Annotated in this window: 18 protein-coding genes; 12 read left to right on the top strand and 6 right to left on the bottom strand. The window is 68.1% G+C overall.

Translation table 11 applies throughout. The annotated features are described in order from the left end of the window. On the bottom strand, window positions 1-828 hold an 828-nt coding region (locus ACN469_RS14345), incomplete at its 3' end, for a cupin domain-containing protein (RefSeq protein ID WP_498768156.1). 156 nt (window positions 829-984) lie between these two features. Here ACN469_RS14345 and ACN469_RS14340 point away from each other — a divergent pair. Together ACN469_RS14340 and ACN469_RS14335 are read left to right on the top strand one after the other, a co-directional pair. Further along, window positions 985-1872 (top strand): NAD(P)H-binding protein, encoded by an 888-nt coding sequence (locus ACN469_RS14340; protein ID WP_498768154.1) that lies wholly within the window; start codon window positions 985-987, stop codon window positions 1870-1872. 6 nt (window positions 1873-1878) lie between these two features. After that, on the top strand, window positions 1879-2367 hold the full coding sequence (locus tag ACN469_RS14335; protein ID WP_498768152.1) for an anthrone oxygenase family protein: 489 nt from the start codon (window positions 1879-1881) through the stop codon (window positions 2365-2367). Between the two features lie 6 nt (window positions 2368-2373). Here ACN469_RS14335 and ACN469_RS14330 read toward each other — a convergent pair whose 3' ends face one another. The 4 genes from ACN469_RS14330 to ACN469_RS14315 all read right to left on the bottom strand — a co-directional run bounded on the left by ACN469_RS14330 (window position 2374) and on the right by ACN469_RS14315 (window position 6777). After that, window positions 2374-4113, bottom strand: coding sequence for an N-acetylmuramoyl-L-alanine amidase (locus ACN469_RS14330; protein ID WP_498768150.1), 1740 nt, complete (start codon window positions 4111-4113; stop codon window positions 2374-2376). A gap of 86 nt (window positions 4114-4199) precedes the next feature. Next, entirely contained in the window at window positions 4200-4964 is a 765-nt protein-coding gene (locus tag ACN469_RS14325) for a DUF3592 domain-containing protein (protein WP_498768148.1), read from the bottom strand. 57 nt (window positions 4965-5021) lie between these two features. Further along, entirely contained in the window at window positions 5022-5681 is a 660-nt protein-coding gene (locus ACN469_RS14320; protein ID WP_498768146.1) for a hypothetical protein, read from the bottom strand. Between the two features lie 73 nt (window positions 5682-5754). Beyond that, window positions 5755-6777, bottom strand: coding sequence for a DUF3616 domain-containing protein (locus ACN469_RS14315; protein WP_498768144.1), 1023 nt, complete (start codon window positions 6775-6777; stop codon window positions 5755-5757). 203 nt (window positions 6778-6980) lie between these two features. Between ACN469_RS14315 and ACN469_RS14310 the strand changes: the two genes are divergently transcribed. From ACN469_RS14310 to ACN469_RS14280, 7 genes are read left to right on the top strand one after another with little or no spacing between them, the layout of a single operon-like run. Then, window positions 6981-7493: a DUF6484 domain-containing protein gene (locus ACN469_RS14310; protein ID WP_498768142.1), complete on the top strand. Its 513-nt coding sequence runs from the start codon at window positions 6981-6983 to the stop codon at window positions 7491-7493. A 26-nt stretch (window positions 7494-7519) separates the two neighbouring features. Continuing rightward, the gene (locus tag ACN469_RS14305) at window positions 7520-8791 is read left to right on the top strand and encodes a TIGR02270 family protein (RefSeq protein WP_498768140.1); all 1272 of its coding nucleotides are present in this window, start codon (window positions 7520-7522) and stop codon (window positions 8789-8791) included. A gap of 25 nt (window positions 8792-8816) precedes the next feature. After that, the gene (locus tag ACN469_RS14300; protein WP_498768138.1) at window positions 8817-9842 is read left to right on the top strand and encodes a DUF2169 family type VI secretion system accessory protein; all 1026 of its coding nucleotides are present in this window, start codon (window positions 8817-8819) and stop codon (window positions 9840-9842) included. Beyond that, the gene (locus ACN469_RS14295; RefSeq protein WP_498768136.1) at window positions 9839-10894 is read left to right on the top strand and encodes a beta-ketoacyl synthase N-terminal-like domain-containing protein; all 1056 of its coding nucleotides are present in this window, start codon (window positions 9839-9841) and stop codon (window positions 10892-10894) included. The genes ACN469_RS14300 and ACN469_RS14295 overlap by 4 nt, the downstream gene beginning before the upstream one ends. 25 nt (window positions 10895-10919) lie before the next feature. After that, window positions 10920-11984 (top strand): hypothetical protein, encoded by a 1065-nt coding sequence (locus ACN469_RS14290; protein ID WP_498768134.1) that lies wholly within the window; start codon window positions 10920-10922, stop codon window positions 11982-11984. Window positions 11985-11993: 9 nt separating this feature from the next. Next, a complete protein-coding gene (locus ACN469_RS14285; RefSeq protein WP_498768132.1) occupies window positions 11994-12566 on the top strand; it encodes a hypothetical protein in 573 nt (190 codons plus the stop codon). Window positions 12567-12607: 41 nt separating this feature from the next. Next, window positions 12608-12985 carry a DUF4150 domain-containing protein gene (locus ACN469_RS14280; RefSeq protein WP_498768130.1) on the top strand — a complete coding sequence of 126 codons (378 nt, stop codon included), beginning with the start codon at window positions 12608-12610 and terminating at the stop codon, window positions 12983-12985. A gap of 11 nt (window positions 12986-12996) precedes the next feature. Here ACN469_RS14280 and mutS read toward each other — a convergent pair whose 3' ends face one another. After that, window positions 12997-15771 carry a DNA mismatch repair protein MutS gene (gene mutS / locus ACN469_RS14275; protein ID WP_498768128.1) on the bottom strand — a complete coding sequence of 925 codons (2775 nt, stop codon included), beginning with the start codon at window positions 15769-15771 and terminating at the stop codon, window positions 12997-12999. Between the two features lie 151 nt (window positions 15772-15922). Between mutS and nhaA the strand changes: the two genes are divergently transcribed. The 3 genes from nhaA to ACN469_RS14260 all read left to right on the top strand — a co-directional run bounded on the left by nhaA (window position 15923) and on the right by ACN469_RS14260 (window position 22282). Further along, the gene (gene nhaA, locus ACN469_RS14270) at window positions 15923-17278 is read left to right on the top strand and encodes a Na+/H+ antiporter NhaA (protein ID WP_498768126.1); all 1356 of its coding nucleotides are present in this window, start codon (window positions 15923-15925) and stop codon (window positions 17276-17278) included. A gap of 35 nt (window positions 17279-17313) precedes the next feature. Further along, complete coding sequence (locus tag ACN469_RS14265; protein ID WP_498768124.1) at window positions 17314-19005, top strand: ABC1 kinase family protein; 1692 nt, start codon at window positions 17314-17316, stop codon at window positions 19003-19005. A 202-nt stretch (window positions 19006-19207) separates the two neighbouring features. After that, on the top strand, window positions 19208-22282 hold the full coding sequence (locus ACN469_RS14260; RefSeq protein WP_498768122.1) for an NACHT domain-containing protein: 3075 nt from the start codon (window positions 19208-19210) through the stop codon (window positions 22280-22282). Window positions 22283-22344 lie beyond the last annotated feature (62 nt).

Below are 22344 nucleotides of genomic sequence, written 5' to 3'. Positions count from 1 at the left end.
GCGCTCCTCCTTCAGCGCGGAGTGCGCGACGTACATCCTCCACCGCGCGAGGTAGTGCATGGGTGGCTCGCCCACCTGCCGCGTGAAGCGCGCCGAGAACGCCGAGCGGGACATCGCCACCCGCGCGGCAAGCGAGGCCACCGTCCACGGCTGCGTCGGCTCGCGGTGGATGAGCGCGAGCGCCCGCCCCAGCTCGGGGTCCTGGAGCGCACCCAGCCAGCCCGTGCGCGCGCTGGGGTCCTGCGCCATCCAATCCCGGAGCGCCTGCACCACCAGCACATCCGCGAGCCGGGTGATGACCGTCTCGCCCCCGGGCCGCAGCTCCTTCGCCTCGGCGGCCATGAAGCTCAGCGTGCTCTGGAGCCACTCCATGCACGAGGAGCCCGCGGGCTCCACGCGGATGATGCCCGGCAGCAGCGCGACCAGATGCTGGGCCGCCGGATGGTCCAACCGCACCGCGCCGCAGATGAGCGTCGTGGGAGCCCCTCCTCCACCGTGACGGAGAACGGAGTAGCGCTCGCTCATCAGCTCCTCGGGGAGCTCCTCGAGCTTGCGCGTGGGTCCACCGCGCTCGCTCGTCAGGCGATGCCCCTGGCCATGAGGCACGAGCGCGAACGTGCCCGGATGGAGCAACTGGTCCTCCGCGCCGTCGACCGCGAGCCAGCACTGCCCCGACGTCACGACATGGAACATCAGGCTGCCCTTCATCACCGGCAGCGAGACTCCCCACGGCGCCGTCAGCTCCGAGCGGCAATAGAACGTTCCGCTCATCCGCAGGAAGTGCAGGGCCTCGCCGAGCGAGTCCACCGGGGGCAGCAGGTCCGTCATGGCCCGAGTATCCGCACCACCCTCACCTTCGTCCAGCCGTTCCTGGACGAACGAGCATGAACCAGCGACTTCGCGTCATTGAGAGTCCTGTCCCAGGCCCCGATATTGGGCTCCAGGCAAGCCAATGCCACGGGGCCCAGGCCCCACGGAGGACACATGTTGACGGTGATGGGCGCGACTGGGAACACGGGCAAGAAGGTGGTGGAGCTGCTGTTGTCGGCCGGGCAGGAAGTCCGCGCGCTGGGCCGCTCCGAGGGACGTCTGGCGGAGCTCCGGGCCCGGGGCGCGGAGGTGCTCGTGGGAGACCCGAGCGACGCCGCGTTCCTGGCGAAGGCGTGTCGGGGCGCCGACGCCGTCTACACCCTGCTGCCCGCGGACCGCGAGTCGTCGGACTACCACGCGGACCAGCGACGCAAGGGCGAGGCGATCATCCAGGGTCTCCGGAACAGCGGCGTGCGCCACGTCGTCGCCTTGAGCAGCCTGGGCGCGGAGCAACGGGAAGGCACCGGACTGCTCGCCACGCTGCACGCGCAGGAGGAGCGCTTGAAGACTCTGGAGGACACCAACGTGCTGCTGCTGCGCCCGGCGTCCTTCTTCGAGAACTTCTTCGAGGCGCTTCACGTCATCGAGCACCAGGGCGTCAACGCGGACTCCGTGGCGCCGGACCTCGCGGTCCCCATGGTCGCGTCCCGCGACATCGCCGACGTCGCGGCGAAGGCGATGCTGCGCCGGGACTGGACGGGACTCGCCATTCGCGAGCTGCTGGGCGCTCGGGACCTCAGCTATCGCGAGGCCACTCGCCTCCTCGGAGCGCGCCTGGGCAAGCCCGGACTCGAGTACGTCCAGCTCGCCCCGGAGGAGATGACCCAGGCGCTCGTGCAGGCCGGAATGTCCGAGACGTTCGCCGCGCTCTATGTCGAGATGACGCGCGCCTTCAACGAAGGACGGGTCCTCCCGCGGGCAGGGAGGACCGAGGCCAATACGACGCCGACGCGGTTCGAGGACTTCGTGGACGAGCTCGCGCTTGCCGCCTCGGCGCGGTGAATGGGAATGGGACGGACGATGGAGACGGTGCTGGGAGTCCTGACGTGGGTGTCCGTGCTGGGCAGCGGACTGATGGCGGGCGTGTTCTTCGCCTTCTCGACCTTCGTGATGAGCGGCCTGACGCGGCTGCCCGCCGCGCGAGGCATCGCCGCGATGCAGGCGATCAACGTCTCGGCGGTGTCGGGCCTCTTCATCGCGGCCTTCATCGGCACCGCCCTGGCCTGCGCGGGGCTGGTGCTGCTGAGCCTGGGCACGTGGAGCGAGCCCACCTCACGCGAGCGGCTCCTGGGTGGCGCGGTCTTCCTCTTCGGGTGCTTCGCGGTGACGGCGGCGTTCAACGTGCCGCGCAATGACGCGCTGGCCACGCTGAACCCGGACAGCGCCGACGCCGCGGTCGCCTGGGCCCGCTACGTGTCGGGCTGGACCGCGTGGAACCACGTGAGGACGGCGGCGTGCCTCGCGGCGACGGTGCTCCTCACGCGCGCGCTGCGCTGAGAAGCCTCAGTCGACCTTCGCCACGCGGTTGCGGTCGCCGAGGAAGTCCTCGACCCCCTGGGCAATCGCCTTGGCCACGTCCGTCTGATAGGCGCTCGTGGCCAGGCGCTTCTCTTCATCCAGGTTCGACAGGAACGCGGTCTCCACCAGGATGGCCGGCATCTTCACGCCGAGCAGCACGTAGAACAGCGCCTCCTTGTGGCCCAGGCCCTTGATGTCCGAGTACTTGTTCGCCAGGGACGTCACCAGGCTGCGCTGCACCTGGTTCGCCAGCCGCGAGGACTCCTCGGTGTTCGCCTTCGTCGCCAGGTCCGCCAGGATGAACTGCAGGTCGCTGATGCCCTTCTCGGACGACGCGTTCTCCCGCGCGGCCAGCCGGATGGAGTAGCGGTCCGCCGAGGTGTTGAGCGTGTACGTCTCGATGCCGCGCAGCTTGCGGCTCGTCGCGGCGTTGCAGTGGACGGAGATGAACAAGTCACCGCGCTCGGTGTTGGCGAACTTCGCGCGGTCCTCCAGGCGGATGAACTGGTCATCCTCACGCGTCAGGACGACCTCCAGCCCGCGCTCGCGCAGCTCATCCGCCAGCTTGAGGGAGATGGAGAGCGCCACGTCCTTCTCGCGCGTCCCCTCCTTGCCGATGGCGCCCGAGTCGTGACCGCCGTGCCCCGGGTCGATGACCACGCGCCGCACCTTGAGGCCCAGCTGCTCCGCCAGCGTCAGCTCCGCGCGGCGCGACTGCTTCGCCACCGCCTTGAGCCGCGCCTGCGCCACTTCGTCATCGACGGGCCGGGTAATCGGCTTGGGTGGATCGGACGGCGCTACCTCCGCCTTCGGCTTCTCGGCGACCTGGACGGGCTCGGGCGGGCGCGGCGTGGAGAGCTTCGACGAGGCGACCTCGACCGGCGCCTCCACGACCTTCGGCGCCACGGAGACCTTCGACATCGACGGGGCCTTCGCGTCGCGCTCCTTCGCGGCCAGCGCGGCGGCGACCGCCTCGTCCAGCCCCTTGCCCTCGCTGGACGACTCACCGCTCATGGGAGCGCTGGGGTCCAGGCGGGGAATGATGGGAGACGGCTCACGAGCCAGCTTCTCGATGGCCCCCACCAGCGCGGAGGCCGGGCGCTCCGACGGCGTCTCGACCTTGGCCACCGCCGTGGCCTTCTCCTCCAGCACGGGCGCCTTGAAGGGCGTGGCGGGCTTCGCGCGCGACGGAGCCGGCGCGACGGGGGCGCCCTTGGGCGTCGGCAGCGAGGCCAGGAGCGCCTTCAGCTCCTTCGTCTGGTCACCCTTGCTGTTGGAGGCGAGCATGTCCGTCAGCACCCGGCGCGCGTCCTCGGGCCGGTCCATCCGGTGGACGTGGATGCGAGCCAGGGCCAGCGCGGCGTCGTCCGCCAGCCGGTGCTTCGGGTAGTCGCGGCTCAGCTTGTCGTAGTCGGAGATGGCCGACTTCAGGTCCTCCTCGACGAAGGAGATGCGGCTCAGCTCCTGGAGCAGCTCTCCCGCGGTGAAGAGGGCGTCGGGCGCGCGCTCGGACTTGGGGTGGCTCTTGGCCACCGCCTCGAACTTGTGCACCACGTTGAGCCAGTGGTGGCGCAGCTTGCGTCGGGCCGCGTCGTCCTTCAGCGCGTAGTAGGCGCGCCGGGCTCCCTGGTACGCCGCCTCGGCCTCATCCCGCTTCGCGGCCCCGACCGTGCCCGGGACGAGCAACAGCAGCATGGGCAGCGCGAGCAACAGGCGTGGGCACATGAAGAACCTCCGGCGAACTGGGAGCTACAGGCGTGTGTCACACGGCCCCACGTCACCGGCAACTTTTCAGCCCCCGCCCCACCGGCTCAGCGCAGCCAGCCCAATACTCCCGCCAGGTCCTGGTCGATGACCCGGGCCCAGCCGGGCTCCCGGGGCACCACCGCCGCGAGCACCTTCGTCCCGTTGCGCACCGGCGCCCGGCCCGGACGCACCCGCGCGCGGACCTCCATCTTCACGTCCTGCCGGAAGTAGTGCGCGGGGAACACCACCTCTCCCCGAGCCTCCGGCAGGGGCGCATCCGGCGTCAGCCACACCAGCGCGCCCAGCCGCAAGGGCTCCACCTCCGAGCGCACCAGCCTCCGCGCCTCGCGGGTGAACATGGCCACCGCCCCGAGCGCCCCCAACGCCAGACCGAAGGGCAGCCACCCCCTGCGCGACGCCTGCGCCCGGGCGAAGCGCGCCTCACGGGGAAGGCCCGGCGCGGCGGGGTCCACCAGCAGCTTCACCACCGCGCCGTGCCCCAGCCCCTCCGCGTACTCCGCGAAGGTGCGGACGTTCGACACGGAGTGCTCCACGTTCTCGAAGGTGTAGAGGACCTCGAGCGAGCCCTCGGCGCCGTCGCGCTTCTCCGTCGGCGGCAGCCGCGTGGCCACCAGCGCGCCGTCGACCTCCTCGGCCCGCGCGTTGAAGCCGTGCTCCTCCACGAAGAAGCGACCCGCCCAGGTGGCCCCGGCGCCGAGCAACGCCATGAAGGCGAGCCCGAGCACTGCATCACGCGCGAGGCGCCCCATCGCGCCGGGGACCTGCGTCAGTCGCACCTTTCGAGGTGCATGCGGAATGGCGAGCTGCATGAGCCCGACAGCCTACACGCGATTGACGTGTCCGCCAGCCGGGCCCCACGTTGGCCGCTACTCTCCACGGGCGCGCTTCTGGGCCTCCTCCAACTTGTAGAAGATGCTGTGGTCGCGGTACTTGAGGTCCGGGCCCACCACCGAGCGTCGCTTGAGCGTGCGCAGCTCACTCTCCTTGCCGGGCACCTCGGCGGGGGGATTCTTGTACTCCCCACACAGGCTGCCGAACACGCGCCGGAAGTTGCCCTCGGCGACGAGGGTGATGCGCAGCCCCAGCGAGGAGCTCTCCTTCGACGGCCAGGTCACCTTGAAGACGTCCTTTTCGGGCGTCTGGATGGTGACCTCCGAGCCGTTCACCTTCGCCTCGATCTCCGCGTCCTCGCAGTCCAGCTTCGAGCCGTACTGGACCCCCTTGGCGTCGACGGAGATGAGACAGTCCGACTTCAGGTGCCAGAAGCCCACCGCTTCGAGCCGAGGCTCCGTCGCGCCCTCCGGCTGGGAGACGAACACCTGCACATTGCTGCGCGAGCGCGAGAAGGAATAGAGGGCCGGCTCCTTGAGGTCGAAAGAGCCGCCGCCCAGCATGGTGAGGCGCAGCGCGGGAGTGAGCTCACACGTCGCCTCCGGCGTGGCGGGGGTGAGCTCCTTGCGCTGCGCGAGCGCGGCCGACGAGACACAGACGCAGAGCAACGCCAGCAGACCCGAGACACGATTCACGAAAGACTCCACGGCGGAAAAGCGATGATTCTCGCGAGGCCGCCGTGGCCCCGTCAATGACGGCGGGCGCTCGTCAGCCCTGTTCTCGGGGACGCACCCAGATGCCACGGAAGCGCTTGCGCGCGGGGTCCTTGAGCTTCTTGCATGCCACGCCGTCGAGCGGCATCGCGCCGTCGTCGCTGAGCAGCAGGATCTCCTCCGCGTCCTCGGGCGTGAAGAAGGCCTCCGGGTTGAAGCCCGCCAGGTTGACGTCGCTCACGAGGACGGGCGCATCGTCTCCACCGGCCCAGGTGAACAGGTGCGAGGTGCCTCCGCCATCCGTGCCGCCGCTGATGATGAGATAGCGCCCGCGCCACCAGGACAGGGAGCGCACGCCCATGCCCCCCAGGTCCACCAGCCGGGGCTCGCCCACGCGCGCTGAAGCGCCCTCCAGCACCATCTCCTTCGGGTTGAGGAGCGGGACGAGCAGCGCCTTGCCCCGCGGCACGGGGCTGCGAAAGCCGATGAGGATGGACGCGCCATCCGCCATCGCCGTCATGCCCTCGATGTTGAGTCCACCGGGCGCCTTGGGGGCCAGGCCCTCGGCATCCGCGAGGCGGAACGCGCCGAGCTGGGGCGCCGCGAGCAGGTCATCCAGCAGCTGCGTGTAGGGCCGCCCCACGAGCTTGGGCAGCCCCGCCGCCTCCTCGGTGGCGAAGAAGCGCAGCCGGCTGGGCGCCTTCTTCCCGGAGCTGTTGCGACCGTGCGAGGTGAGCCAGAAGGAGTACGAGCCCAGGCCCGTGGCCGCCTCGATGTCCGCCTCCGGGGCCTTCTTCTTGTGGGCTGGCAGCTCCAGCTCCGGTGACAGGTCCACGCCGCGCACCGGGGCGCCGCCGCGCCGCGCATCGTAGACGCGGAGGATGTTGTCCTCGTCGTCGCCCACGACAAACAAGGAGCCGCCCAGCGCCACCGCGCCGGAGGCGTCACACATGCCCTCGAAGACGAGGACATCGCGACCGGAGCCTCCTTCGGCCGGAACGCTCTCCGGTCCTGCCTGGACGCCCCGGGCCGCACAGCCCGCGATACCGATTCCCACGATGATGGAGGCCAGCCTCATAGACCCCCAGATCTCGCCACGCCCCCCGCATCCGGGAAGTCCTCCCGTGGGAAATGTGGCCTGCGAGACTCCCGCCACCCTGAAAACATTCGCTTCGAGAGGTTTTTCCTGTTCCGCCTGGAGTGAGTCCGATAGGCTGTCGTGCGGTTCCATCAGTTCAAGAGTTGCACTGGTGATTCATTGACGCCCAGGAGCCCCTCGGCATGAAGCGTCGAAACGCGTCCGCGGCCCCCGCGGAAGTCGTCATCCTTCGCCCGTCTTCGGCGCTCTTTTCGACCCCCCGCGTGGGACGCTTCACGGGGATGTCGGAGGAGGGCCTCCCCCTGGTGGACTTCGAGGACAATCCCTCGGGTCCGGTTCCCGCTCGCGTGCTTGCGGGCGTGAGCACGACGAACCTGGAGGAGGTGGCGCTCCAGACGGAGGTCCTCCTCACCTTCGAGGGAGGGCAGCCAGGTCGCCCCATCCTCATGGGACTGCTCGAGCCGAGGAAGAGCCTCCTTCGCTCGGTGGAAGCCAAGGCCCCCGCGCTGCCCGTCACCGCCAGCGTGGATGGCCAGCGCATCGTCCTGGAAGGCCAGGACGAAATCGTGCTGCTCTGCGGCGAGGCCAGCATCACCTTGCGTCGGAATGGACGGGTCGTCATCCGAGGCACCCACATCGAGTCGCACTCCTCGGGCGTCCAGCGAATCAAGGGCGCCGCGGTGAAGGTGAATTGATGGCGGCTCCACGCCGATGCCCCGTCATGTGGGACATCGTGGAGGAGCACCTGGAGGAGGCTGCCTTCCTCGCCAATCAGTGGCAGCGGGCCTGCCGCTCCCCGGACTATTGCTTGCGTGAGGTGGCGGCCGGGCCCGAGGCACGGTTGAAGGCACATCTGGACGGGCTGGCCTGCGCGGGCCCGGAGGCCCCTGAGCGCCTCCTGATGCCTTGGCTGGAGAGCGCCAGACCCGAGGAGGTCTTCGTCGCGGCCCTCGCCCTGATGAGGACGGGCGCGCCCCTGGAGTGGCTCCTCCCGTTCTTCTTGGAGGAACCCGGTCCGCGCCGAACCGCCATCTTCCGGGCCCTGAGACTGGCCCCCAACGCGGAGCTCTCCAGCTTCCTTCGACGCCGTGAGCTACACGCCGTCCCCAGCCTCCAGGCCGCGGCGGTACGCCTCCTGAGCCTTCGTGGCGAAGCGCTGGGGTCCGACGCCTTGTTGCCGCTGCTCCGGAGCGAGTCCGCCGATATCAAGTCAGCGGCCCTGAAGTCCCTCCGTGAAGACACTCCCGCGGCGCGCACGTTGCTGGAGTCGGCCCTCTCGTCGCCAGACCCCGGGGTGCGCATCACCGCTGGGGAGACGGCGTGGGTCCTGGGATATCCCGCCGCGCTCCAAGCCCTCCGCAAGCCCGTCGCAAGCACGGCCCCCGAGGCCGCGCGGGTCCTGGCGGTGCTGGCGGCGGGGGGACAGGCCGAAGACGTCGCGCGGATGGCCGATGCGCTGGCCGTCCCCGCCTTGGAGTCAGCGGCCCTGTGGTCACTGGGTCACTCCGGCTGGCGCCACGCCGCGGAGCTCTGCCTGGAGGCCATGAAGCACGACCGGATGGCGCGCCTCGCGGGGGAGGCCTTCTGTCGCGTGACGGGGCTGCGGTTGGAGGGCGCCTTCGCGCGGCCCACCCAGGTCGACGAGGAGAACGGCCTCCCGCCCTTCGAGGAGGACGACCTGGACGCGGACCTCGTCCCCGCCCCCGAAGCCACCCTGCCCTTGCCGGACACCGCCGCCGTCGCTCGCTGGTGGATGAAGGAGAAGGACCTCTTCGCGCCGAGGACGCGCTACCTCCGTGGCCAGCCCCGTTCCCCCGAGGTCGTGTGGAAGGCCCTCTCCACCGAGCCCATGCGCGGGCGCGAGCAGCTCGCGCTCGAGCTGGCGCTCCAGACCCGGGGCGCCGTGCGCTTCGACACACGCACCTGGGCGGCACGACAAGCCGCGGTCCTGGCCACGGGCGTGGCGGGCCACCAGCGATTCACGGCGCGCTGAGCATGTCAGCCAGGAGAACACCGCCATGCTGCAACTCCAGAACACCACGCCCTTCGCGCCGGCGATCTACCTGTTTCCAGACGAGAAGGGCGTGGACACGCTGTACGTGGTCCTCAAGGCGACCTTCACCATGACCGCCAGCGGGCTCCACGTCGCCGAGGCACAGCAGGCCGTCGCGCACGTGGATGAGCACTGGGGCGCCCCTGGGGAGTCCAGCCTCAAGTACGCGGGCGAATCACACCTCATGAAGCGCGGCACGGACGTCGTCCTCGTGGGAGACGCCCATGCGCCCAAGGGACGTCCCACGACGGACTTTGGCCTGTCCCTCTCCGTGGGCACGCTCAAGAAGCAGGTGCAGGTCCACGGAGACAGGACCTGGAAGGCGGGCCTCCTGGGGGCATCGCCCACCGCGCCCATTCCGACGACGCGGGTGCCGTTGACGTGGGAGCGAGCCTACGGAGGCCGACAGCAGACGGGCCCCCAGAGCTTCCTCGCCGAGATGCGAAACCCCGTGGGTGTGGGCTTCCGGGGGCAGCGCGCGGTCAAGGAGATGAACGGCACACCGCTGCCCAATCTCACACACCCTGGCTTTCCCCTCACCAGCCTGTCCGACAAGACACCGCCTCACGGAGTCGGCTTCGTCGCGCCCTCCTGGCAGCCGCGCATGGGCCTCGCGGGGACGTATGACGAAGCCTGGAAGAAACATCGCGCGCCCTATTTCCCGCGAGACTTCGACACGCGCTTCTTCCAGGCCGCCCCCGAGGGGCAGATCTACCCGACCTGGCTGAAGGGCGGCGAGCCCGTGGAGCTCATCAACGCGGCACCCGAAGGCGTGCAGCGCTTCAACCTTCCCGAGATAGCTCTGGAGACCTCGGTGCGCATCGCCGGCAAGGAGGAGCAGCCGCGCCTGCATCTTGAAACGCTGCTCCTGGAGGCGGACCAGCACCGCTTCTCGTTGACGTGGCGAGGCTTCGTGCCTTGCGACAAGCGCGCCTTGAAGGTCGAGAAGGTGACGCTGGCGGTGAAGCGCATGACGGGGGTGCGCTCGTGAGCGGCGCCCTCCCCGGCGTGGAGGTGGTGGGGCTGGGAGCCACCACCCCGGTGGGGCTCGACGTGCCCACCACGGAGACCTCCGTCCGCGCGGGGCTCGTGCGGTTCACGGAGTCGGGCCTCTTGAACCGCGCCCTTGACGGACAGGTGGCGTCGTTCCTCGCCGAGCACTACCTGCCTCCCCTGGAGGTCGACGGGACACGACTCTCCAGCGCCTGGATTCGCATGTTGCGGTTGTCCACGTACGCCCTCGCGGAGGCCTGCGCGGGACTCGCTGGCGCGGCGCCCCTGCTCCTGGCGCTCCCCGAGGACCGCTGGGGGATTCAGCTCCCCTCCACACGGGTGATGATGGAGCAGCTCGCCCGCCAGACGGGAGTGCGGCTCGAGGTCGCCCACAGCCGGCTGTACCGCCACGGCGGCGCGGGTGGCCTGATGGCCCTGCGCGACGCGATGCGACTGCTGTCCACGGGGCAGGCCTCCACCGTCATCGTCGGCGGGCTGGACACCTTCAACCATCCCCGGAGGCTGGCCGGGCTGGACTCCGAGGACAGACTGCGTCCCCGGGGTACGGACGGCTTCATTCCAGGAGAGGCCGCGAGCTTCCTGCTCCTGTCGACCCCTGTCGCCGCGCGCCGCTCCGGTCTCGTGCCCCTGGCGCGCATCACCCGCATCGGAGTCGGCGCGGAGCAGGGGCACCGCTACTCCGAGGAGCCCTATCTTGGCGACGGCCTGGCCCACGCGGTTCAAGCGCTCTTCGCGGGGATGCCGGGCAACGCACCCAAGGTGCACTGCGTGTTCGCGGGCTTCAACGGCGAGAGCCTGCCGACCAAGGAGTGGGGCGTGGCCTACCTGCGAAACGCGGAGCGCTTCCAGGAGGCGCATCGCATCGAACATCCCGCGGACTGCGTGGGCGACGCCGGCGCGGCGCTGGGGCCCCTGATGCTGGTGCTGGCCGCGGAGCGCCTGCGCGCCGGGCTCGTGAAGGGCCCCACCCTGGTCTGGAGCACGTCGGACCTGGAGGCCCGTGCGGCGGCGCTCCTGCTGCCCGCCTGAACTGGAATCCAGAAGGAGGAGGACCATGGAGATTGGTGAAGCGGTGACGGATGTCTCGGAGTTCTTCTCGAAGGAAGTGCATGACGAGAAGACGTGCCCCTGGCACGCCCTGGGCGACGCGTTTCCCACCCAGGAGATGTTGCCGCAGGAACCCGACGATGACGCGGAGACCCCCGTCCCGCTGCTGGGCGAAGGCGCATTGGTCACTAAGATGAAGGCCGCCAAGGACCTCCCTCCCGGAGGGGGCAAGCTCTTCCTGATTCCGGAGACGGACGGAGGCGTCCTGGGCAAGAAGATGAAGTCCGCCGAGGACATCCCGCCCCCAGCGGACACGGTCAGCCTGCATTTCGAGACGGGAGACGTCATCGAGCAAGCCAGCAAGCGCGTGCGAACGCAGACCTACAACCCGCACGAAGACGCATTTGAATACGACCTCCAATACGCCCCCCATCACCTCATCCCAGGCAATGAGTCGCTCAAGGGCTCCTCCGTCGTTCCCTTCATGGGGGATGACAACTCCATCAAGAACTACAAGTCACCCAGGATGACGAGCCGAATCAAGGACGGCCGCTCTGTTGGCTATGACGTCAACGCCGCGGAGAACGGGGTCTGGTTGCCGAGTCCCTATGCCCTCTCCAACAAGAAACTCTGGCCCACGGGTCCAGGACTCGCGGCCCTCCTCAAAGGCCCGGACAAAGAGATAGGCAAACAGACAACGTTCTTCAAAAAGGACTACGTCGCCGCCGCGATCGACGCCTCCGGCGGCAGGCAGTTCCACATGCGACACAAGGCCTACTCAGAGAAGGTGGGCGACATGCTCCAGGCGATTGGCGAACGCCTCAATGTGATGGCCAACGTGGCCTGTCCTCTTGCAAAAAACAGCAAGGACCAGGACAAATGCGCGCCTCCCCTGGGACTCACCGCACGCTTGAATGCGCTCTCCCAGAACCTCCGCGGATTGCTGACGGAATCCGTCTGGCGCCCTCCCCTGTATACAGACTCCCTCACCGAGGAGTATGCCAATACCCTGGTAGATCTGGGAAGAATCCCCAAGACCCGAGCCAAGGGCCGTATCACCCAGATTTTCTGAGCCATCACAATGCAAGCGCCCCCGAAATACTACATCCTCGCGTCGAGCAGCCACGACATGATGCTCATCTATCCCCCGCTGGACCCGGGGAGTCGAGATCGGTGGTGGGCGGGCAGGCCCTTCCAGCATCCGCCCGAGCAACCCATCATCGCCGACATCAGGCCAGGGAATGAGCGGGGGGAGTTGCTGGACTATTTCAATACAGCCTCCCTCATGAGCAATGCGTTCCATGCGGCGCTGCTCGAGGCCGGGGTGGACAACGTCGACGTCTATGACGCCGTCATCCAGAGCGAGGATGGAACCATCGCCCACCGGGGATACAAGGCCTTCAATGTCATCGGGCTGGTGAGGGCCGCGAACCTCGCGGAGACCGTCTTCCATTCTCCAGACAGCTCCACCCTCATCGATGCGAGCATCGACCACCTGGCCATTGACGGTGACAAGCCTCGCGGGCTCAAGCTCTTCAGGCTCGCGGAGAACGTCAGCGCGGTCCTCGTCCATGAGGACGTCAAGCGCGTGCTGGAGTCGAAGTCCTTCCCGCATCTCCGCTTCCTGGAACCCCGTGAGTTCGTGAGCGCATGACGGCTCACGCCCCCTGAGCCCTCTCGAGAAAGGACCTTCCCGTGCCCACCTTCGTCAATGGCCGAGGCGTCACCCATGGTGGAAGCAAGGGACAGAGCATCGTCCTGCCAGACGTCTGCAAGACGCCGTCTCCCGCCGGCCCGGTTCCCATTCCCTACCCGAACGTGGGTCGCTCGGCGGACGCGGCGGAGGGCCCCAAGACAGTCACCATCGAAGGACACATGCCCATGGTGAAGGGGGCCACCTACCGCGTCTCTTCGGGCGATGAAGCCGGCACCGCGGGAGGTGGCGTGGCCAGCAGCGCCACCAAGGGGCCCTGCGAGTTCATGATGTACTCCTTCGATGTGAAGTTCGAAGGCAAGAACGTGTGTCGCCTGGGCGACCCGCTCTTTCACAACAAGAAGAACACGGTGGGCTGACCGCGCGCCGCTCAGCCCTCCAGCTCGCGCTGGAGCTTCGCCAGCAGGTTGAGCGCATCCAGCGGCGTCAGCGTGTTGACCGACACCGCCTTGAGCGTCTCCAACGCATGCTGGTGCGAGGCAGGCAGCACAGGGGCCACCGGGGCCACGGGCGCGGGCTCTCCGAACAGGCCGAGCTGGGCCGTGGACGCCGCGCGCTTCGGGTTCTGCCGCACCGCCACGCGGGGACGTCCCGCGTCGTCCAGCTCTCCTGACTCCAGGTTCTGGAGCAGCTCCCGCGCGCGCCCCACCACCTCCGAGGGCAGCCCCGCGAGCTTCGCGACCTCGATGCCGTAGGAGCGGCTGGCCCCGCCGGGAATCAGCTTGCGCAGGAAGATGACCTTGCCGCCCTGCTCCTTCACGGCGATGCACAGGTTCTTCACCCGGGTCCGCTCGCGCGCCAGATCCACCAGCTCGTGGTAGTGCGTGGCGAACAGCGTGCGCGCGCTCACGTGGTCATGCAGGTGCTCCGCCACCGCCCACGCAATCGAGAGCCCGTCGAACGTCGACGTCCCGCGCCCAATCTCATCCAGGATGATGAGGCTCTTGCGGGTGGCGTGGTGGAGGATGTGGCTGGTCTCCGTCATCTCCACCATGAAGGTGGATTGGCCCCGCGCCAGGTTGTCCGCCGCGCCCACGCGCGTGAAGATGCGATCACACAGGCCAATGCGCGCCGCCTTCGCGGGGACGAACGAGCCCGCCTGCGCCATCAGCGCCGTCAGCGCCACCTGCCGCATCACCGTGCTCTTGCCGGCCATGTTCGGACCGGTGATGACCAGCAGCTGCGCGTCCTCCGGGTCCATCCGCACGTCGTTGGGAACGAAGGAGTCCCCCGCCCCCAGCATGCGCTCCACCACCGGATGCCGCCCGGCGGTGATGCTCAGCACCTCCGACGCGTCGACCTCCGGCCGCGTGTAGCCATACTCGGACGCGCACCGCGCGAAGGACAGCAGCGCGTCCGCCGCCGCCACCGCCTCCGCCGCCGAGCGGATGCGCGGGGCCGCCGAGGAGACCTTCGCCCGAAGCTCCTCGAACAACTGGAGCTCCAGCGCGCACCGCTTCTCCTCCGCGGTGAGCACCAACTCCTCGTGCTCCTTCAGCTCCGGGGTGACGAAGCGCTCCGCCCCCACCGTGGTCTGCTTGCGGATGTAGTCCGCCGGCACCAGGTGCAGGTTCGACTTCGTCACCTCCAGGTAGTACCCGAAGACCTTGTTGTAGCGGATCTTGAGCGAGCCGATGCCGGTCCGCTCCTTCTCGCGCTGCTCGATCTTCAGCAGGATGTCCTTGCCGGACGTGGACAGCTCCACCAGTTTGTCCAGCTCCGCGTGGTAGCCCTGGCGGATGAGGCCGCCTTCCTTCAGCACCACGGGAGGCTCGTCCACCACCGCGCGCGCCAGCAGGTCCGCCAGCTCCGGCAGCGCCGTCAGCGGCCCCGCGAGCGACTGGAGCAACGCCGTCTGGCACCGCGCCAGGGCCACCCCCAGCCGGGGGAGCTGCGCCAGGGACAGGCCCAGCGCGCGCAAGTCCCGGGCGTTGCCCGCGCCCAGCGACAGCCGGCCCGTCAGCCGCTCCAGGTCCGCCACTTCCTTGAGGATGCCGGTCAGCTCCTCGCGCCACACGCTGCGCGCGGACAGCTCCTCCACCGCGTCCAGCCGCGCGTGGATCTCCGGCAGCGAGCCCAGCGGGGACGCCAGCCAGCGCGCCAGCTTGCGCGCGCCCAGGCTCGTCACCGTCCGGTCCAGCACGCCGAGCAGCGAGCCCTTGCGTCCCCCGTCGCGCTGCGAGCGCAGCACCTCCAGATTCGCGCGCGAGGACTCGTCCATCAGCAGGCTGCCCGAGCGCTCCTGGCGGCTGAGCCGGTCCACGTGGGCCGCGGGCGTCTTCTGCGTGTCCTTCAGGTAGCGCAGCGCCGCGCCCGCCGCGCTCGTGGCCATTGGCGCGTCATCCAGTCCGAAGGCGGACAGCGACTGCACCGCGAAGTGCGTGCGCAGGAAGCCCGCCGCGCGCACAGGCTCGAAGGCGGCGCCCTCGCTCTCCGCGATGGAGGGCACGCGAGGCAGCCGCGCGCACACCCGCGCCACCTCCGCCGAGTCGCGCTGCCCCGCGGGCACCAGCAGCTCCCGGGGCTCCACGCGCGACAGCGACTCCGCCAGCTCCTCCGCGGAGGTCGCCTCCAGGGCGAGGAACTCTCCGGTGGACGCCTCCAGCAGCGCCCCGCCCCACCCGCGCTCACTCCAGCACACGGCGGCGAGGAAGTTGCTGTCGCGAGGCTCCAGCACCTCATCGTCCAGCACCATCCCAGGGGTGATGACGCGCGTGACTTCGCGCCGGACGATGCCGGGCCCGGTGCCGGCCTCCTCCACCTGCTCGCAGATGGCGACCTTGAGGCCCTCGCCGATGAGGCGCGCGATGTAGCGGCGCGACGAGTGGTAGGGGATGCCGCACATGGGCACCTTGTCGGCGCCCTTCGCCCTGGCGGTGAGGGTGATCTGGAGGATCTCCGAGGCCCGCACGGCGTCCTCGAAGAACATCTCGTAGAAGTCCCCGAGCCGGAAGAAGAGCACCGAGTCCGGGTGCAGCGCCTTCACCTCGAGGTACTGGCGCATCATCGGCGTCAGGGAAGCGATCTCTCTCGCGCCCGAGCCGTCGCTCGCCTTCTCCCCTTCCGAGCCGACGTCGGGCGTCGGGTCCACGGGGAGCTCCACCGCTGCTGCCTTGGCTGCCTTCATCTGCTGCGTCACGGCCATCCCCGCCCTTCTCTCATGCCCCCGCCCCGTGGATCAACGAACGGCTGACCCTACCCGCCGAGTTCCCTAACACGCACGGGTGACATTTCGGCGGACGGGCGTCCGAAAACGGGTGCGCCCACCGGAAGGCGCGGGCATCTTGGCCTCCACCATGGAGACTCCTTCGCCTTCGCACTCTCCCCGGACCCGCTCACCCGCGCCCGTACCCGCGCTCTTCCGGGTGGCCATCGCTCCGCTCCAGGCGTTCTTCCGCCTCCAGGCCAGCAGCGGCATCCTCCTGGCCCTGTGCGCCGTCCTCGCCATGGTGTGGGCCAACTCGCCGTGGGCCTCCTCCTACGTCGGCCTGTTCGACGCCCGCCTGGAGCTGGGGGTGGCGGGCACCCGGGCGACCTTCACCTTCCAGCAGCTCATCAACGACGGCCTGATGACGCTGTTCTTCTTCCTGGTCGGCATGGAGGTCAAGCGCGAGCTGAGCTCCGGGGAGCTGCGCACGCTCTCCCGGGCGATGCTGCCGCTCATCGCCGCGCTGGGCGGCATGGTGGTGCCCGCCGCCCTCTACGTCGCCATCAACGCGGGCACACCGGCCATGGCGGGCTGGGCCATCCCCATGGCCACGGACATCGCGTTCGCCATCGGCTGCCTCACGCTGGTGAAGGCGCGCGTGGGCCACGGGCTCATCGTCTTCCTCACCGCGCTGGCCATCTTCGATGACATCGGCGGCATCCTCGTCATCGCCTTGTTCTACGGCACGGGGCTGCACGTCGAGTGGCTGCTCGGCGCCGTCGCGGTGGTCGCCGTGCTGGTGGCGCTCAACCGCTTCTACGTCCGCAACGGCATCGCCTGGCTGCTGGCCGGAGCGGCGCTCTGGTACACGATGCACCATGGCGGCATCCACGCCACGCTGGCCGGCGTGGTGGTGGGACTGTGCATCCCCTCGCGCCCCACGCGGCCGGGCCGGGACGTGCTGGACGAGCTCTCCACGTACATCCGTGATTGCACCCAGCACGCCGAGGACGAGTCGATGCGCGGCGCGCAGTTGCTCTACATCGAGGACAGGATCGAGGAGCTGGAGCCGCCGCTCAACCGCTTCGAGCACCTGTGGCACGGCTGGGTGGGGTACGGCATCGTCCCGCTGTTCGCGCTGGCCAACTCGGGCATCTCCCTGGAGGGCATGGGGTGGAAGGACCTGCTGGCGCCCCTGCCGCTGGGCATCATCGCGGGCCTCTTCGTGGGCAAGCAGGTGGGCATCTTCCTGTTCACCGTGGCGGCGGTGAAGCTGCGCGTCTCGTCCCTGCCCGGGGGCGCGGGGCTGGGGCAGCTCCACGGCGTCTCGGTGGTGGCGGGCATCGGCTTCACGGTGGCCCTGTTCGTGGCCGGGCTGGCCTTCGCGGGGCAGCCTGCCCTCCTGAACGAGGCCAAGCTGGGCATCCTGGTGGGCTCCCTGCTGTCAGCGGTGGTGGGCTATGTGCTGCTCCGCTTCGTGGCGAAGCCGGTGGCGCGGGCGTAACGTCGTACCGTCGTGGCAAGGAGACAGACCCTCCCGTGATTCTCCAGGATCTCAACCGTGTGCGGCAGATCACCGTCATCGCGGCGCGACATGGCTTTGGCGAGGTGCTCGAGCGCGCGGGCCTGTGGCGCATCCTGGGTCGCCAGGAGAAGGTGGAAGTGTCGCCGGAGGCCCAGCGCGCCTCCACCGCGCGCCGCTTCCGGATGTTGCTGAACGATTTAGGGCCCACCTTCGTGAAGCTGGGGCAGGTGCTGTCCACGCGAGGAGACCTGCTGCCGGCCGAGTTCGTCGACGAGCTGGCGCTGCTCCAGGACAACGTGGACCCGATTCCCCTGGAGCAGGTGCTCTCCCAGATTCGCGAGTCGCTGGGCAAGGAAGCCAGCGAGCTGTTCAAGCAGATCGACGAGGTGCCGCTGGCGGCGGCGTCGATTGCGCAGGTGCACCGCGCGGTGACGCTGGAGGGTGAGGAAGTCGTCGTGAAGGTGCAGCGGCCGGGTATCGCCGCGAGCATCGACTCCGACCTCGGGGTGCTGCGCAGCCTGGCGCGGCTGCTGGAGGCCGTGGTGGAGGAGACGGGCATCTACACGCCCACGGGAATCGTGGACGAGTTCGACCGGGCCATCCACGAGGAGCTGGACTTCATCAACGAGGCGACGAACGTTCGCGCGTTCCTGGAGAACCACCGGGAGCGGACCTATCTCAAGATTCCGCGCGTCTACGCGTCGCTGTCCAGCCGCACGGTGCTGACGCTGGAGTTCATCCGGGGCGTGAAGATCGCCCCGGAGACGCTGGCCGAGGAGGACCGGAAGGCCATTGCCCAGAACGTCCTGGAGGCGAGCTTCCGGCAGCTCTTCGTCGACGGGCTGTTCCATGGCGACCCGCACCCGGGGAATCTCCTGTTGCTGGAGGGCAACCGGCTGGCGCTGCTGGACTTCGGGGTGGTGGGGCGGCTGACGCGGCCCATGCAGGAGACGCTGGTGATGTTGTGCCTGGCGGTGGCGCTGAAGGACAGCGACTCGGTGGCGCGCATACTCTACCGGGTGGGCGTGCCGGACGCGCGGGCCAACCTGGTGGGGTTCCGCAACGACATCGAGAGCATCCTCGGCTCGCACCTGCCCACGACGCTGGGACAGGTGGACGCGCGCACGCTGCTGCGGGACTTGTTGGACCTGGCGGTGAAGTACCGCATCCGCATTCCCAAGGAGTACGCGCTGCTCAGCCGCGCCTCCATCTCCACCGAGGGCATGCTGCGCGGGCTGTACCCGGAGATGAACATCATCGAGGTGGCGCTGCCGTATGCGAAGGAGCTCTTGGCGGGGCGGTATGACCCGACGCAGCTCCAGGGCGGGCTGATGCGGACGCTCCTGCGGTTGCAATCGATGGCGCAGGACCTGCCTACGCAGCTGTCGCAAATCCTGCTCGACATGGAGTCCGGCAAGTTCACGGTGACGGTGCGGGCGGACCAGTTCGAGAAGCTGAACGAGAACCTGCGCAGCGCGGCGGTGATTGCCTTCATGGGGCTGTGCGCGTGTGGCTTCATCGTGGGGGCGTTCATCTCCTTCGCGCCCAAGCCGTGGATGTATGGGAACATCCCGGTGCTCGGCGCGGTGGGCATTGCCCTGGCGGCCGGCCTCTTCGGCGCGGCCATCACCTGGTACCTGTTCGGCGGACGCGGACTGGGCAAGGTGCGGCTGAGCCGGTTCTTGAAGAAGCAGCCCAAGAAGTAGCCGGCCCGGAGGGTGCGTCAGCGAGCGCCCCCCGTGAAGTGCCATTCTCCCTGGTCCCTTCACATTGACCTTCGCGTCAGCACTGCGAGATGGTTGAGGCCAAACGGGGAGGAACGTGCGCGCCAGGGACTCGAGGAGCGGTGCTCGCCGTATCGATCAGGGAGGCTCGCGAGGTCTTCGGCTCGCGAGGGCAACCGGCTGTTTGATTCTCCTCATCGTCCTACGCGGCCCGACAGCCTGGGGACAGACAGGGCTCCCCCTGGAGCCAGCACCTGGACTCGTACTTCCCCTCCATTTCGATCCAATCAAACAGTCCCTCGACCGGAACATCTCGGTTGCGCGGCAGGAACCCAACACCCTCTGGTTCGCGCATCCGGATGGCATCTATCGCTGGACCGCGACCGACGCGAAACTCCTCAAGGTCTCCAGCATCGAACGCGTCGACCAGCTTCACTTCGCGGATGGAAGGCTGTTTCTCTTGCGTCCGCACGAGCCGTCCGAAGAAACGCCATCCGACGCTGAATCCGATCAGACCCAACTGCTGACGATGGATCTCGTCGACGGCAGCACCCAGGAGTTCGCGACCCTGGTCCAAAGGCCATTCATCACCGAAAACGCGCACTACATCCTCTTCACAACGGACCTCGACACCGCGATCTGGGACAAGCATCAACACGAAGGCCTGAAAACCGATGCGACCCTCATCACACTGGCTGGCGCGGGCCCCCAGCGGACAACCGTTCACACCAAGCACCTCCCTGAGGCAGGAATATCCAGGGAAATCGGCAGACCGACTCGTATCTGTCGGGACGTGAGCAACCCGCTCGGATGTCGCGAACTCAAGGGTATTGATTACGTTCAGAGCAACGGACGAGACATCTGGTTCATTCAGAGAGCCGAGGGGGCCCAGTACGAAGTGCACAAGCTCGACCTCACTTCCTGGAACACCTCGCTGGTCGCCACAGGTCCGATTCCGATTGCCCCCGCGCGCGACCCGTCATCCACCGAGCGTGAGCCTGAGTTGTTTGACCAATGGGACCTGTGTGGCTCGGCCCTGCACCTGCAGTTCGCCCACGACATCCACCGCATTGACCTCGACACCGGTGACCTCACGATACAGCCACGGTTGATCAAGGGCTCCGCATTCACCTCGATGAAAGCACTCCCCGCGGAGGCCGGGGTCCAGATCACCGTCGGTACGAACCGGCGTTCGGGTGACCCTCGTCGCGCGCTCCTGTATCAGTGGACAAAGGAGGACCGGGCCCCCACGGTCCTCCTCGAGCTCCATGACAACGAAAAAGTCGATGTCATGGAGCCACATCACCAGAGGCTCTGGGCCTCCTCTCCCCACCGGATCTACTATCAAGACCGGCGAGACCAGCCCTTCAAGCAGCTGCAGTGGTCACCTCCTGACTCCGGGAAGATTAAAGCGATCTGGCCGCTGGGCGACAGACTCATCATCCAAGCGATCGTCGACAAGAAATCCACCTACTTCTTCTGGTCCCCAAGCCTCCGACTGAACCTCCAGGTCACCCCAGACCACGGCGCATTGGGGACAGAGCTCGATTCAGGGATTGAAGCCACGGTTCAACCTCTGACAGGAAGTCGGCTGCCGGTGGTCTCCGGATACCATCGTCTCGCGGTGACCTACGAATCGAGCGTCGCGGCTCCGGCAGCATATGCTCCCCCCAGCGCCGAGTCCGCGCAGTTCCTCGTCGCACTGGCCGAAGATCGCCCGGTGAAACAGATCCACCTGATTCCCATCGAGGACTTCAGATACAGGTTCGACCTCCAGAAGGCCGTCCCATTCCGGCAAACGACGCTACACATCAACGGGCGAGACCGGTTCGGAAACGCCTTCCAGCACCGGATCGACGCCACGGTGGTCGCGGGCCCCCTGGTGGGCTCTGTCCTCCTGTATTTCTTTTGGGGCGCGGTCTCCCTGGCCGTCATCCTGGCTGCCCCTTGGTGGCGTTTCGCGAACACCCTGGTCATGAGCCCCCCGATCCGCAAATGGGGCTCGCTCCTGGCCATGCCGTTCTTCCTCACGCTCGTGCCATCACTTCGCAGGCACCTGCTTCGCCGCTACCGGAAGAACCTGGACGTGAGTCTCAGGGACTCCGTTCAAGGCTATGCGCCCCCGGAAGGAACGTGGGAGGCCAGGGCCTTCACGAAGCACCTCACAGCCCGGCGGTGCATTTTCATCACGGGAGCCAGCGGGTTGGGGAAGAGCGCGTTCCTGGCTTATCTCGCGAGCCACGCGGCACGACATCCCTGGCGCACAGGCAGGATCGACCTGCCCATCCTCATCAGGCTTCGCGAACATGCGCAGGATGCCCCTGAGGCCGTGTTCGCCTCCGAACTCAAGGCCTTGGGGCAGTTCAACGATGACGACCTGCGAGATGAACTCCTTCGCCACGGTCGGATTCTCTTTCTCATCGATGGATTGAACGAGGTGCCAGAGGGTACCCGCCAACGATGGTCCGCCTTCCGACGAGATCACGCCTTCAACCACTTGTTTGTCTTCTCGTCACAGGCGCATGAGTTCGAGTTCCAGGACCTCCCCGCGACCATCCTCGCGCCGTTGACGGATGCCACGGTCTGCGAGCTGCTCATCCGTGAGGGCAAGGTGACCCGGGAGCAGGTCCTCGGACTGCCACCACAGGTTCTCGAGTTCGCGCGCAATCCCCAGAACCTCAAGACGCTGGCGTCCCTTCTGGCGGCGAAGAAGCCCATTCCCCAGAGCCAGTTCGGTCTCTATTTCGAGATCCTCAATCCTCTCCATGATGTCTGGGAGGCGAACGGACAGTCGCACTATGGCGAGCAGCTCGCCCAGGCCGCGCTGAAACATCTGCAGGAAGCGCAGGTGGACCTCACGACCGCGCTCGCGCCCGGAGCCCTGGGAGCACTGCGCACGGAGCGTCTCGTCGTACTCCGAGCTGGGAGGCTGGAGTTCGCGCATGATCGCCTCGCGGCATTCCTGGCCGCCAGCTACCTGGACCGGAAACCAGATGTGGTGACGCAACTGACCATCTCCAAGGCCACCAACTGGCAGTTCGTGATCGACCTGCTCGTCGAGCACACGTCGGTGGGGACGGCGCAGAGCCTCGCCTTCGGCCTGCTCGACAACTCCTCGCCCGGAGCGCTCAAGCTGGCCGAGCAACTTGTGTTCGCGCTTCATACAGCGCGAGGACAAAAACTGGCTCCATGGCTCGACGAGTTCGACCGACTCCTCACCGTGAAGCGGCGGGAGAGGCGCCAACCCAAGGCGGCTTGAGCCGGTTGCCCCCACTCCTGCACTCCACGAGTCCAGGCCCTGGATTCGAAGCAGTACGCTGC

The sequence above is a fragment of the Corallococcus terminator genome, assembly GCF_049194865.1.
GTDB lineage: Bacteria > Myxococcota > Myxococcia > Myxococcales > Myxococcaceae > Myxococcus > Myxococcus terminator_A.
This window is presented reverse-complemented; position numbering and strand designations above follow the sequence as displayed.

What these genes read in the sequence shown, in the direction of transcription:
- ACN469_RS14325 (WP_498768148.1), bottom strand. Translation starts at nt 4,964, where the DNA reads ATGCAGCTCGCCATTCCGCATGCACCTCGAAAGGTGCGACTGACGCAG.
- ACN469_RS14315 (WP_498768144.1), bottom strand. Translation starts at nt 6,777, where the DNA reads ATGAGGCTGGCCTCCATCATCGTGGGAATCGGTATCGCGGGCTGTGCG.
- ACN469_RS14330 (WP_498768150.1), bottom strand. Translation starts at nt 4,113, where the DNA reads ATGTGCCCACGCCTGTTGCTCGCGCTGCCCATGCTGCTGTTGCTCGTC.
- ACN469_RS14310 (WP_498768142.1), top strand. Translation starts at nt 6,981, where the DNA reads ATGAAGCGTCGAAACGCGTCCGCGGCCCCCGCGGAAGTCGTCATCCTT.
- ACN469_RS14300 (WP_498768138.1), top strand. Translation starts at nt 8,817, where the DNA reads ATGCTGCAACTCCAGAACACCACGCCCTTCGCGCCGGCGATCTACCTG.
- ACN469_RS14340 (WP_498768154.1), top strand. Translation starts at nt 985, where the DNA reads ATGTTGACGGTGATGGGCGCGACTGGGAACACGGGCAAGAAGGTGGTG.
- ACN469_RS14335 (WP_498768152.1), top strand. Translation starts at nt 1,879, where the DNA reads ATGGGACGGACGATGGAGACGGTGCTGGGAGTCCTGACGTGGGTGTCC.
- ACN469_RS14290 (WP_498768134.1), top strand. Translation starts at nt 10,920, where the DNA reads ATGGAGATTGGTGAAGCGGTGACGGATGTCTCGGAGTTCTTCTCGAAG.
- mutS (WP_498768128.1), bottom strand. Translation starts at nt 15,771, where the DNA reads ATGGCCGTGACGCAGCAGATGAAGGCAGCCAAGGCAGCAGCGGTGGAG.
- nhaA (WP_498768126.1), top strand. Translation starts at nt 15,923, where the DNA reads ATGGAGACTCCTTCGCCTTCGCACTCTCCCCGGACCCGCTCACCCGCG.
- ACN469_RS14285 (WP_498768132.1), top strand. Translation starts at nt 11,994, where the DNA reads ATGCAAGCGCCCCCGAAATACTACATCCTCGCGTCGAGCAGCCACGAC.
- ACN469_RS14305 (WP_498768140.1), top strand. Translation starts at nt 7,520, where the DNA reads ATGTGGGACATCGTGGAGGAGCACCTGGAGGAGGCTGCCTTCCTCGCC.